The sequence below is a fragment of the Microcystis sp. LE19-10.1B genome, from assembly GCF_027530565.1.
GTDB classification, from domain to species: Bacteria; Cyanobacteriota; Cyanobacteriia; order Cyanobacteriales; family Microcystaceae; genus Microcystis; species Microcystis aeruginosa.
In genome coordinates, this window is the sequence record NZ_JAPZQM010000345.1 from 1 (window position 1) to 13,146 (window position 13,146).

At 42.8% G+C, this 13,146-nt stretch carries 7 protein-coding genes and 1 pseudogene; 1 reads left to right on the forward strand and 7 read right to left on the reverse strand.

Annotation, left to right across the window (positions count from 1 at the left end; translation table 11 throughout):
• Window positions 1-235: 235 nt before the first annotated feature.
• The 5 genes from O9332_RS12320 to O9332_RS12340 form a co-directional block, all read right to left on the reverse strand.
• Window positions 236-547: a hypothetical protein gene (locus O9332_RS12320; RefSeq protein WP_016514503.1), complete on the reverse strand. Its 312-nt coding sequence runs from the start codon at window positions 545-547 to the stop codon at window positions 236-238.
• 496 nt (window positions 548-1,043) lie between these two features.
• Window positions 1,044-4,004, reverse strand: a complete 2,961-nt coding sequence (locus O9332_RS12325; RefSeq protein WP_288025789.1) for a serine protease — start codon at window positions 4,002-4,004, stop codon at window positions 1,044-1,046.
• A gap of 231 nt (window positions 4,005-4,235) precedes the next feature.
• Window positions 4,236-6,698, reverse strand: coding sequence for a CHASE2 domain-containing protein (locus tag O9332_RS12330; RefSeq protein ID WP_288025791.1), 2,463 nt, complete (start codon window positions 6,696-6,698; stop codon window positions 4,236-4,238).
• Window positions 6,699-6,713: 15 nt separating this feature from the next.
• Complete coding sequence (locus tag O9332_RS12335; RefSeq protein WP_288025793.1) at window positions 6,714-7,841, reverse strand: DUF1822 family protein; 1,128 nt, start codon at window positions 7,839-7,841, stop codon at window positions 6,714-6,716.
• Window positions 7,842-7,843: 2 nt separating this feature from the next.
• Complete coding sequence (locus tag O9332_RS12340) at window positions 7,844-9,091, reverse strand: sigma-70 family RNA polymerase sigma factor (protein ID WP_288025795.1); 1,248 nt, start codon at window positions 9,089-9,091, stop codon at window positions 7,844-7,846.
• A 273-nt stretch (window positions 9,092-9,364) separates the two neighbouring features.
• Here O9332_RS12340 and ftsH3 point away from each other — a divergent pair, with 273 nt between their 5' ends.
• On the forward strand, window positions 9,365-11,218 hold the full coding sequence (gene ftsH3, locus O9332_RS12345) for an ATP-dependent zinc metalloprotease FtsH3 (protein ID WP_002763074.1): 1,854 nt from the start codon (window positions 9,365-9,367) through the stop codon (window positions 11,216-11,218).
• Between the two features lie 423 nt (window positions 11,219-11,641).
• Here the strand turns inward: ftsH3 and O9332_RS12350 are convergent.
• Together O9332_RS12350 and O9332_RS12355 are read right to left on the reverse strand one after the other, a co-directional pair.
• A pseudogene (locus O9332_RS12350) lies at window positions 11,642-12,367 on the reverse strand (RRXRR domain-containing protein); the annotation flags it as partial.
• Window positions 12,368-12,585: 218 nt separating this feature from the next.
• A complete protein-coding gene (locus tag O9332_RS12355; protein ID WP_002752253.1) occupies window positions 12,586-12,906 on the reverse strand; it encodes a P-II family nitrogen regulator in 321 nt (106 codons plus the stop codon).
• Between the last annotated feature and the right edge of the window lie 240 nt (window positions 12,907-13,146).

Sequence of the window (13,146 nt, forward strand, 5' to 3'; positions counted from 1 at the left end):
GCCTTTCAGCTTTTGGGCAGTTTTGATATAAAGGGCTTTCAGACTATCGGTTAGTTGAATCAGGGATGCTGGTTTCATGCGAGTTCCTCACTCTGAGGATTTTCCCGTTATTATAGGATCAATCATTCTCTGTAATTCTCCAGACGGATTTAGGTGTTGGGTGTTGGGTTTCGCTTTCCCTGAGAATTGAGAGGGTTTCTTTAACATATTTATTCGCTCAAACCAACCTACGAAACTACGGGCGCTCACTACTTAATTTAATCACTTGTTGCTCAGGAAATTTAAGGGTAAGTTCCCATTCTCCCCCTAATTCCCTCATCATACGGGTTAAATTTTCTAGGGTAAGATGTTGTTTTAAATCATCCGATTTTGCTGAGAAACAGGGCTGTTCACTTTCGCTTTCCGTGATTTCTTCTGAAGCAAGTCCTAGGCGTTGAAGAAGTTCATCAATGATTTGCATTTCTTGTAAAAGCTCTTGGGTTTTAGCTTCAATTTTTGCCCTTCTTTCAGAGGGCAGTTTATCCATTTCTTCATCAAAGGTAATCATAGATTTTGCTCCGTTAAGGTTTTTAAATAGGCTTCAAATCTTTTTTCGGCGATGGGAATGTTTTTTTCATACCATCTTTTATCGCCAGTTTTATTTCCTCCTACTAGCTAAAGTAGCTAAAGTAGGTTGGGTTGAGGCACGAAACCCAACAATACACCCAAGGAAACTAAAGTAGGTTGGGTTGAGGCACGAAACCCAACAATAGACCCAAGGAAACCCAACAAAAAGATTCAGACGGATTTAGGGGTTGGGTGTTGGGTTTCGCTTTTCCTGAGAATTGAGAGGTTTTCTTTAACATATTTATTCGCTCAACCCAACCTACGAAACTACGAAACTCTAAAGTAGGTTGGGTTGAGGCACGAAACCCAACAATACACCCAAGTAAACCCAACAAAAAGATTCAGACTGATTTAGGTTTTGGGTGTTGGGTTTCGCTTTTCCTGAGAATTGAGAGGTTTTCTTTAACATATTTATTCGCTCAAACCAACCTACGAAACTACTGATTAACATAATTTTTTAGTTCAGGATGTGCTAATAATTTTTGAACATCAGCAAAAATTTTGTTTGTCCGTAAAATCTTTTTGAGGAAATCAATATTGGCAAGTTGAGAATTAATACTTAAAGCACTTTCAGCGAGTTTTAATGCTTTATCTTTTTCGCCTTGATGATAAAAAGCAACGGCTAAAGCTAATTGAATTTCGGCTGATTGATTGTTAATTATTAGTGCTTTTTCCCATTGTTTAATTGCTTCACTTATTGACCCTTGTTCATACTTAACTAAGCCGATGCCCATCATAGCAAACCAAGCATTTTTGTTAATTTTAATAGCTTTGTTGTAGTCAGAGAGAGCTAAATCGTATTTTTGTTGGAGACGGTAAAGATTCCCCCGATTGTAGTAAGCCTCAACTAAATTAGGATTAATTTCAATAGCTTTGTTGAAGTCAGCTAAAGCTAATTCGTCTTTTTGTTGGAGACTGTAAATAACCCCCCGACCTAAGTAAGCCTCAGCTAAATTAGGATTAATGTCAAGAGCTTGGTTGAAGTCAGCTAATGCTAATTCGTATTTTTGTTGGTCATTGTAAATATTCCCCCGATTGCTGTAAGCCATAGCTAACTTAGAATCAAGTTCAATAGCTTTGTTCCAGTCAGCTAAAGCTAATTCGTATTTTTGTTGGTAATAGTAAATATTCCCCCGATTGCTGTAAGCCTCAGCGAAATTAGGATTAATGTCAATAGCTTTGTTGAAGTCAGCTAATGCTAAATCGTATTTTTTTTGGTAATAGTAAAGCTCCCCCCGACCAGAGTAAGCCAGAGCATAATTAGGATTAAGTTTCATAGCTTTGTTGAAGTCATCTAAAGCTAATTCGTATTTTTTTTGCAAGGAATAGGAACCCCCACGAATCACATACCAAAAAGCACGAGGAGCGCGATTAATTGCCTGAGTAATTGTGTCTAATCCCTCATCATAACGTTTTAACTCATATAATACTACCCATTTTATGATATAAGATTTAGGATTATTGGGAAACAGAGAAATCGCCTGATTAATCACCGTTAAGGCTTGCTCATAATTTTCTAAAGAGCGATAAACTACACTTTGCTGTTGTAAAATACTACTGTGAAAGTTCTTTAAATCTTCCCCTTTAGGTAAGGTATTAATCGCTTGTTGCAAAGCTTCTATAGCTGGTTGATCTTTATCTAAAGCACCTAACGCTAATCCCTTCCCATACCAGGCTAAATAGACATTCTTGGGGTCATTTTGCTTAATCGCCTCATCAAACGCCTTAATTGCTTCCTCATGCCTCCGTAACCGCCATAATTGTCCTCCCCTTTCTATCCAAATATCCGCCTTCGCATTGGTATTAGGGACAATAACACCAGTAATCGCTTGAATAATTTCTTGTTTTTGTTGCGGACTAACTTGGGGTTGAGCAGTGGTTAATAATTGCGGTTTTACCTTCAATCTTTCTTGCAATCCGATAAAAGTGCTAATGGGAATCCCTAAACTAAACCCTAACTGAATTTTCCCTACCCCTGCTGTTTCCGAACTTCCATGAATCCCTATTACTCTCCCCTGAGAGTCTAAGACTGCACCGCCACTCATGCCCCCAAATGTGATGCTGGTATAAACTAATTCATAGCCTCCGGTTAAAGAAGCAACACTTTGTAATGTTCCACTTTGTTGAGTGCTTAAAGGACTTTGGCGGGTTAGTAGTAATCCCGTTTCTTTCTCGATAATTCTACCGCCACTAAACAACCATTTCGAGGGATTTTGTCCAATTTTGGGGAAGCCTGCCGCAAAAACAAAATCACCGGTATTTGGGTTATAATTCGCTATTTCCGCAACGGGATAATTGTCCAGGCTTTCAAACTGAAAAACTGCTAAATCTACCCCTTCCTGACGGATGATGGTGCTTTTCTCGATGTTTCGAGTTTTGCCGTCGCTGGTGACGACGGTGTAGGTGTGATCGGCACATCTGGTGGTGCCTTTGATTTTTTCGCAGAAGACGTGATCGGCGGTTAAAACTGTGTAAATATTCCCTTCTTTAGCGATAATGACACCGCTACCGTTTCCACCGCTCGTACTATCAATCCGGACGGTGAAACCCTTCGCTTTCGCTTCTAATTCGGCGATATAGTCATTAGAGGCGGTGGTTTCTATATCGGGGTTCACCGGCGGTAGGGGTAGGTTATAGGCGCTGAGGATTTCGGGACGGATGTAGATTAATAGGGTATTGATGGGAATGCCCCAATTAACCGCTCTCATCTTTTGGATTTCTGCGTCTGTGGGTTTTGTACCGTCTTCGTAGGTGTAGTTAGAGAGAATCGGATGGGCCGATCGCCCGTTAATGCCGATTAACTCCCCATCAACAAAAATGCCGCCGCCACTCATTCCCTGCACGATATCGCCACTATAACCGACGCTGTAGCCATCCCGGAGGGGTCGAGCGCTCACCTGTTCGAGGGTTCCCTTTGTCGTCCGATACTGTCCCGTTTCGGCAACATATCCCGCGGCCACCACTTCTAAACCGATCCTGTTTTGATTGATGGTAAACTCCGCGATGGTGGCGATCGAATATTCCCGGGTATCGCTAAACTCCAGCAGGGCGAGATCTTGATTCTCCGATAGGGAATTGGGGACAATGCGGGCCGCACGGCTGTGGCCGTCGTAAGTTTGTACCTGTAGGGTTTTCGTGTTGCGGGTAACGTGGGCGTTGGTTAGGACAAGGTAATTATCGCCTTTTTTAGCAATAATCGTCCCCGATCCCCGATTTGTCTCGCTAGTAATCTTAACGGTGACTCGTTGTAGGAATTGCTCCTCGGTAAGCTCCCGATCGCCCTGTGCCGTCAGAATGGGATGATTAGAAATATTTCCGGCAGCCGGGGTGATAAGGGTTAACCCGGGTTGAGGCAGTAGGGAGAAAAGAAGGATGAGGGCGATCGAAGGTTTGATCATGGTTGTTACCTAGAGTTTGCTGAATAAATGTGAAATGTAGGCAAGGTAAGAGTTTTGTCGTTTTTCTCGTGAAACAGGTGCAAGATTTTGAGAGAATCGTGCTTCAAAACCTTGCGTCTTCATCGGCCCGGCTCCTGTAGGGGCGAAGCATTCGGGCAATAACCTATCGGTGAAACCGGAGATTTTCTATCCGAATGCTTCGCCCGTACTTTTTCAGCAAGCCTTACCTAGCTATTTTAAGTAGTAAGAACGAAGAAAAAAGAAGATACCGGAGGTGGTGAGAAGTGCGATCGCTGGGGGGATAATCGGAACCCAGAGACCGAAATAACTAAAGAGAAGCCAACCGATACCAGTAAGGGAAATCACAGCGATCGCCAATGTCAAAAGTACCGTTTTTACCCGAAGAAAACGCCACGTTAATAATCCCCCCACCAGGGACCAACCCAACACCCAGAAAGCCTCCTGTAGGGGATTCCAGAAAGCGATCGAGGTACGTTTTCCTTCCATTGTATCGAGAATTTGACTGACTGCGTGCGCGTGCAAATAAACCCCCGGAATTGCTTCCGATGGGTTGCGACTAAAGGGGGTTAAAAAATCATCGATCCTGGGTTCTGTTACTCCAATCAGGACAATTTTTTCCCGGACTGATTCGGAATTAAAACGCGAATCTAAAACCTGTCGGAGAGATTTTTTCGGGGCAATTTTGATGATTGCATCGATGCCATTATCGGCGATTCGACGGTAAGCGAGCATAACTTGACGGCCGGATCGGGTATCGGATTGACTGGTTCTGTAGGGGCCGCGGTTGGATTGCAGCCAGTCACCGAGATGAGTATCCCCGATATTAATTTCTAGAATTCCCCGCTCCAGTTTATTGCAGTCAAAATCTTGATTCTGGGATTCTAGATATCGTTTGGCAATTAGGAGACTAAAACTAGGAGCATAATCTTTAAAATTACAGGACATTGAGTCAACTTTGGCCAAAGAATCCGGGGGAAGACAGGGAGAGGTGCGATCGAGTTTTGCCTGATATAAAAAACGACGAATTCGGGGAACTCCGGCAATGGTTTCGTCTGGCACTATGTTACTAAAACCACTCTGATTTTTTGGCAGTTCCGGGGGTGGGGGAAATCCGTCTGGTTGTGGGTAATTATTAAACTTACAAATCGAGATAAAATTAGGAGTATTTTGTAATTGTTTGGCTAGGGGTGGATAATCTTGACTGGCAGCGATGGGACGGAGGATATCTAAGGCGATAATTTGCGGTTCGTAGGGCAGTAATTTATTTAAAAGCTGCGATAATGCTTCTCCTGCGAGGGAACGTTTTTGATCGCTTCCGGGTATTGTTGGTCTTTTCATACCCATGCGATCTTGATATTCCCAATCTTGGCGATCAATGGTAATAATTAATAATCTGTCATCGGGTTTATCTTTGGGTTTTAGTTGCATCAGGCGATCATAAATATTTAATTCTAAGGGTTCTAAAATTCCTGTTTCTCTTATTGCCAAGACTGTCATCGTTACGGCTAAACCTAAACCGAAAGTTAGAGCAAATCGTCGCCAATTTTGTTGTTTTTGAGGGGAGTTACTGAAACTATGCCAAGTGGGGGGTTCTTCGGTGGGATTGGGGCAAACTACGGGCAGCCAACTGGCACAGGGATAGTCTTTTTCCCAGTCATCGTGGAGATTTTTTTGGGCTTCATGTACGGCGCTATAGAGAGATTTATTATTGGTAAAAGCGGTTAAAAAGTATTGCAGAAATTTGGGAGAAACGGGATCGGGTAATTTCTCGCGCATAAAGATTAGATGGGGTAATGCCATCCCTTTTTCCCGTGATAGTTGTTGTGCTAAACCGATACCATCACAGGAGTTAAATATCGCTAACTTTAACCCGTTTTTAGTAGCTTCTCCCAGGGAAAAGCTAAAATCAGCTATCTTTAATTTATGAGTTTCTGTTAGTTGAATTTCGCAATCTTGACCATCTTCTGTACTGGCACTATGACCGCTAAAAAAGAGGATATTCCAAGTTTCTTGACGCAATAACTGATTTAATTTTTGCGGGTGAGGGGCTTTTTCCCAGATAATTTCGGCTCCTGCTTTTCCCGCAATATCGTCTAAAGTTTTGCGATCTTCTTCGAGAAATCTTAAGTCGGTGGCATAGCCTAAAATGGCTAAAATCCGAATTTTTTCATGATTTTTTAATTGTCTGGTTAAGGTATCGTATTCTGAGACAATAATGGCTATATCTGCGCCAGTATTTTGGAGAATTTCCCATTTTTCCCAGGGGAATCTTTGCAGCCAAATATTATCGGTTTGTAACCAGATACGAAAGTTATTGCCAGAGCGCAGAATTGCGGTTTTGATCGGTTCAAATTCTGGGCTATTATTCAACCATTTGTTTAAGTTATCCTCAAATAATTTGGCTTTTTCTTGGCAGTTTTTAAAAACTAAACTCTGCTGAGAACTATTGGTAATTTGTTGGGGATTGCTATCTTTTAAGACTTTAAAAAATCCCTCTAATTCACTATAGTGACGTTGCCATTGACGGTAAAAAGTTAATAACTCTAAATTAGCTGGTAGCCTTGCTTTGATCACAGTTTGGGGACGAGAATTAAGATCGGGACGAATTTCTAATTTTACTTTAAATCCCCGATCGAATGTGCCATCTAGTTCGAGAGTTAGGAGTTTAATCATGAAGTTTTTCCTCGCTTATACTTGTAAATATTCGGTTACTCTTGCCGATTCTAAAGCCACTTCAATGAAGAATTTATCCCCCAATTCAGCATCAAATCGATAACGAATAAATTCATCGTTATCTGTGGCAATTACTTCTCGAAAAACCTCACCAGTTTCGGTGAGAATACTTAATCTTAAATGGGGGGGTAAAGTGCTTGTTTCTCCCGTGGGGTAAACAGTCGCTTGCAGGCTAAATATTTCTTCAGTTTTAGCGATAGTAATCATCAAAGCGAGGGGATTTCCCAGTAATTCTACTCCTAAATCTTTGATGCGTTTAATTTCTGTATTTTTGAAAGCTGGAACCAGTGACAGTGAGCTAAAATCGAGGATACTTTGCCAATCAATGGGGAAATTATGGGCAAACCAATTGGTTAACTTGACGGGGGATTTTTGCCGACGGGTAATTAAAATTTTTCTCCAGTTACTATTGACGATAACTGCTGCCCATTCCTGAAAAGCAACGGCTTTTCTGGGAAAGATTAACTGAGGATTAGCTAAGATGTCTAGTAAGGTTGTCAATCTATCTAAAGATAGTTTTTCTTCCATCTTTTCCCGTTCAATCTTAACTGCTTGTAATTGACACTCTCCCCATAAATCTAAAGAATCTGATCCTGATTGCAGTTGATTTCTCGGTAGAGAGTAGTTAAGATTACGCTTAATATATTGTCCTTTTTCCTTAATATCTTTATGGGTAGTACAACCCCAAATTCTCAGATGACTTTCGGCAGTGTTTACCTGTACCGCTAGATAATAATCACCAATTAATTGAGGAATATCTACCCATTCTTGAGGAATTTCGATCGCTTCTAGATCCAGAGTTTCGCTGGCAATAACTATTACTGACTTTTCGCCTAATTTAACGGTAAAACCATTAACTCCTAGTTGCCAGAAATCCTCTTGATTTTCTACTAAGCTAACCCCAGGCATCCCTGACTGTAGATAGTTAAAAATAACTTGTTGACAGAGATAATTAACATAAAATCTCTGACGAATACTGGCATCAGTAAAACTGGCACTTTTTGCCCAACTTATCTCTTGAATATCTGCGGGTATTTCTAGCCAAATGCTATCAGGAGTTAGTTCTAACCAATCATTAACCATAATTAATCCTCCTGAGTTGTTGCGCTGGTTTGATAGTAGTATTTTAGCCATGGTTCTATTGCTTTACTAATAACTTCTCTATCGTGAGACTGGAAAGAAATATGCAGGTTTTCGCTGGCCCAGGGTAAAAACTTTTTAGCGAGGTGACGATAAACTTTATCCAGTTCCCTAGAAACCTGATATTGTTTGATAACCACCGTGGTGATTTCTGTAATCTTAGCGGCAATTGCCACTTGTCCCAACCCCAACCCATAAGTCATCTCTAGAATTAACTGAATTTGCGGATGCAGTTTTGCCTGTTGCGGCTGCTGACAAATCTGTTGAATTTCTGCCCCTAACCAAGCTAGAATTTTTTGGTGGTTTTGTTGCGACTCGCGAAAATTTTCCGCCGCTTCTAATTGCTGCCAAGGGGTATCATGGAGAGTATCTTCGATCATTTCCTCCCTCGTGCTACTTTCCTCACCCCCTAAAGGTTGCTGTAGAGAAATTGTTTTTCCTTGGGGAAATAAATAATCAAAAATAGCTTGTCCCGCATCCTCTAACCATCGGTTAATTGTCGCAGAACTGATTTTGATGGTAGAGTGGCTATCCGAGTTATAAGCAGCGGCGATTTTTTGCCAGATTTCTGGACTAGGTTCCTGAATTTTACCATCGGTTTTGATTTTTGCCTGGGCATAAATTTCTTTATAGTAATCCCAAGCTAAAAGGTAATTTTCGAGAGTTTCTCCCACTAATCCCCTCGCCAGGAGAGCTTGGCTGAGACGCGCTCCGGTAGAATTAAGTAGTAGGCTCCAAGTATTATGGCCGAATGCTTGACTAATCTGACGGATGCGATCGATTAAGCGATATTTAATCCTCTGATTGGCAAAATTATCGAAGCGAGTGGAGAATAAAGGCTTAAAGTCAGCTAAGATAGCCTCAAAACCAAGAATTCCTTCGTTAAAGTAGTCTTCGATCTGATAATCTAGTTTAGCTTGATATTTTTGATAGATTTCGGCAGCAGCCCAGTAGCAAGGTTCCTGCAAATAAGCGTATAAATGCCCACGAAAAAGATGATTTTGGGAACCGGGATTCTGATACTGTTGCTGAAAGAATAGGGCCAAATACTCCTCGGACTCGACATTAGGATCGATTGGGCCATAGCTTTCCATGTTACGACGCAAACGCCGATCACAATTCCATTGTGTCCTATTTTGCTGCAAAACTAAAAAGCAACAAAACTTCTCCAGCAAAGTCTCTCGTTTTTTCATCTAGCTACTCCCCGTGGAGGTCAACTAAACTCTCTATCGTTCCACTTGCAGCTTTTATGCAGTATTTTGGCATTTTGTTACAAATTGATCATACTCGGTCTAGGAGAGTCACATTGACATACTCCCCCAACCCCCAACAGCTAACCCCGATGGAGGACCAGAACGGGCATATTAAAAAAAAACCTGTCCAGTGTTCCTGAGAAACGTTAACATAAGTTAACAACCCCTTGACAACCGATAAGATCATCCTCAATTTATCAGGAGTTCGACAGCGTGAACAAAAACGGTAATAACAAAAAATGGCGCAATGCGGGACTATATGCCCTATTGTTAATCGTAGTCCTTGCCTTGGCCTCAGCTTTCTTCGATCGCCAGCCAGCAGTGCAACAAACTTGGAAGTATAGTGAATTTTTACAGGAAGTACGGGAAGGTAAAGTGGAAACCGTGCGCTTAAGTGCTGACCGGCAACGGGCGATCGTACCCACCCAAGATGGAGCAAATGTATTAGTTAACCTGCCCAACGATCCGCAATTAATCAACATCTTGGCAGAAAATAACGTTGATATTTCCGTACTGCCCCAAAGAGAAGAAGGAGTATGGGTAAGAGCCTTCAGTAGCCTCTTTTTCCCGATTTTACTTCTTGTTGGTCTATTTTTCTTGCTCCGTCGCGCCCAAAGTGGTCCCGGTTCCCAAGCGATGAACTTCGGCAAATCGAAAGCAAGAGTACAGATGGAACCCCAAACCCAGGTTACTTTCGGTGATGTGGCCGGGATTGAAGGGGCAAAATTAGAATTAAACGAAGTGGTGGACTTCCTGAAAAATGCCGATCGCTTCACGGCAATTGGGGCAAAAATCCCCAAAGGAGTCCTTTTAGTCGGTCCTCCGGGGACAGGTAAAACCCTGCTTGCTCGCGCAGTAGCTGGAGAAGCGGGAGTCCCGTTTTTTAGCATTTCCGGTTCGGAATTTGTGGAAATGTTCGTCGGGGTGGGTGCTTCTCGCGTCCGCGACCTATTTGAACAAGCGAAAGCGAATGCACCTTGTATCGTCTTTATCGATGAGATTGATGCTGTCGGTCGTCAACGGGGTGCCGGTTTAGGGGGTGGTAACGATGAACGGGAACAAACCCTCAACCAATTATTAACGGAAATGGACGGTTTTGAAGGTAATACAGGTATTATCATTATCGCCGCCACTAACCGCCCCGATGTGCTGGATGCCGCTTTATTACGTCCGGGTCGTTTCGATCGCCAAGTGGTGGTAGATCGTCCCGATTACGCTGGCCGTAAGGAAATCCTTAATGTCCACTCCAGAGGCAAAACTTTGGCTCAAGACGTGGATCTCGATAAAATCGCCCGTCGTACCCCCGGTTTTACCGGTGCCGATCTAGCTAATTTGCTCAACGAAGCCGCAATTTTAGCGGCACGTCGCAATTTAACCGAGATTTCTATGGATGAGATCAACGATGCGATCGATCGTGTTCTAGCAGGTCCTGAGAAGAAAAATCGCGTCATGAGTGAAAAACGCAAAACTTTAGTTGCTTACCATGAAGCTGGTCACGCTTTGGTGGGTGCTTTAATGCCGGATTATGATCCCGTCCAAAAAATTAGTATTATTCCTCGCGGTCGCGCTGGGGGTTTAACTTGGTTCACTCCCAGCGAGGATCGCATGGAATCCGGGTTATATTCTCGCGCTTATCTGCAAAATCAGATGGCTGTAGCTTTGGGAGGTCGTTTAGCTGAAGAAATTATCTTCGGTGAGGAGGAAGTGACTACGGGTGCTTCTAATGACCTGCAACAGGTGGCACGAGTAGCGCGGCAAATGGTAACTCGTTTCGGCATGAGCGATCGCCTAGGGCCGGTGGCTTTAGGTCGTCAAAATGGTAATGTTTTCCTAGGTCGTGATATCGCTTCCGATCGAGATTTCTCCGATGAAACTGCGGCAGCTATTGACGAGGAAGTGCGTAACTTAGTGGAACAGGCCTATCGTCGCGCTAAAGAGGTTTTAGTCAATAACCGCGCCATCTTGGACCAGTTAGCGCAAATGTTAGTGGAAAAAGAAACCGTGGACGCGGAGGAGTTGCAAAATATCCTCGCTAATAACGATGTGAAAATGGCGGCTTTAGCTTAAGTTTTGTAACATTTTCTTGACAAACAGCATCCTGATGGGTGCTGTTTTTTTTGTTAAATGAAAATTAATGACAAACTTAAGCTGTTAATCAGCTTAACAATAAGTAGGGTTTGCGGCAAAAAGTTTTTCTTGGGGGCAGGGTGTGGGGTGTGGGGTGTGGGGTGTAGGGTTTTACCGATTTTGAAGGGGTCAATTACCTAATTTTCAGGGAAAAAGTCCCTGAATTTTCCCCCCGATCACTCCCATATCTGGTACTTTTTGATTTACAAAAACTCTAAAAGTCTTAACCAACAAGGGTTTTACCATTATTCAGCAAGCCCTAATTATACTTGTCCCTAAAACTGGTTTCTAGCAAGGCTTTCAAAATAGCTTGACATAAAACCTGATTTAGGGGTTACAAAGGTGAGATGCTCCCTCCCTCTTAGCAATGCCATCGTTAGCATGACTTTCTGGTGATTGTTCTGCTTTATTTTTGGACTTTTCTAGTCGCAAATATTTTCTGAGATTAGAGGTTTGCCAACCAAAGCGAGTATGGACTTTTGCCAATTGAGATAGTTGCTCAATCGCCCATTTCTGTCTGACCATAACTGGCGAGAAACCTTTTCCAGACTTAGCTCCTTTTCTACTGGAAGTTAGATCAATATCGGTTTTGACATACTCAAAGTAAATATCGGTAATTGGATAGATTTTGGTTAGTTCAGAAACGACTCGAAGTTCAAGTTGACGATTAGCTCTGATTGAGGGAGCTAATTTTCCTTGTTTTCTATTTGAGAATCGTTTTTGTCGATGCGCTCTTAGATTAAAAGAAAGTTGGCGGTTAATCCGTCTTCCTCTACGTCCTCTTCGCATTAAGCATCGATTGTCTAGGCGCTCTCTTACTCGCTTAAAAGGAAGTTCTAAGTGAGCCTTCCAAAGAGTAAAAAGGGAGGATTGAACGCCAATTCCAGAGAATAATTTACCCGGGTTAATACCAATGGCAATCGGTTGGGTTTTGCTATCAGAAGGTTCAGTGGTTAGCTGGACATAGAAAATATCTAAGTCGTTGAATTTACCGATAGCTTTTCCTTGCTTAATCCACCGCCTGGCCCGACTGGGTTTGGTGGGCATTAACGACTTTCCGTCTTTTGAGATAACAGGAACTCTTGGCATGGAGATAATCCTTAAGAGTAAAGTTAAAGTCCCTTACCGCAACACAATCCAGATGTCTTGTCTAACAACGCTTTACCAATAGAGCTTAGAGAGAATCCGAACTAGGGAAGTATTCGGAGGTCTGGGCTAGATTGTGTCTCGATGCGGTAGTCTCTACTTGCGTCGCCTAAATTGGTCTAGGCAAGCCCCGTCCCTTTTAGGGCGCGGTTAGTGACGAATCAAATTATCTCAAACCCAGTCAACGCTTCGACATTTTGTCGGAAAGCGATTAAGGCATGATTAGCTTGATACTCGACGAGACCAGAGAAGATCGCCTCCGAGACTTCCTGCGAGACAACGGTTTTGATCTCAATATTGGTGTTATAACCGACCATATCTCCCTGGCGGTTGCCGTGGCGACCTGCGCCCTGGGCTTGCGAGAGGGTATAGCCAGTTACGCCTAACTCTTGCAGCAGCTTGATCATGCGGTCTTGCAAGACGGTTTCACCAATGATGACAACCAGTACAGCCGGTTTAATGGGTAGGGATGAGGATGACATGGGCAACTCCTAAAATGGGTTTTTCAAAGACAATGTTATTGACATCCTCACCACGCTACTTTTTTAGGATGGTCGCGTCAATGGGGTTGACGCAGATAGCGAAAAACGCTTAATTGCTTAAGTCTGACTCTTTCGACCCGTCCGTTTTGAGTGTCCGGATGCCGGACGGCCACTTTGAACAAGTCGAAAAAATCTAATGTTCAACCTTATTTCCTAGAAAGTTTTACTCGTTCAAGGCCG

Excerpts from the sequence above, each read along its gene's own strand:
- O9332_RS12320 (WP_016514503.1), bottom strand. The coding sequence starts at position 547 with ATGATTACCTTTGATGAAGAAATGGATAAACTGCCCTCTGAAAGAAGG.
- O9332_RS12325 (WP_288025789.1), bottom strand. The coding sequence starts at position 4,004 with ATGATCAAACCTTCGATCGCCCTCATCCTTCTTTTCTCCCTACTGCCT.
- O9332_RS12330 (WP_288025791.1), bottom strand. The coding sequence starts at position 6,698 with ATGATTAAACTCCTAACTCTCGAACTAGATGGCACATTCGATCGGGGA.
- O9332_RS12335 (WP_288025793.1), bottom strand. The coding sequence starts at position 7,841 with ATGGTTAATGATTGGTTAGAACTAACTCCTGATAGCATTTGGCTAGAA.
- O9332_RS12340 (WP_288025795.1), bottom strand. The coding sequence starts at position 9,091 with ATGAAAAAACGAGAGACTTTGCTGGAGAAGTTTTGTTGCTTTTTAGTT.
- O9332_RS12355 (WP_002752253.1), bottom strand. The coding sequence starts at position 12,906 with ATGTCATCCTCATCCCTACCCATTAAACCGGCTGTACTGGTTGTCATC.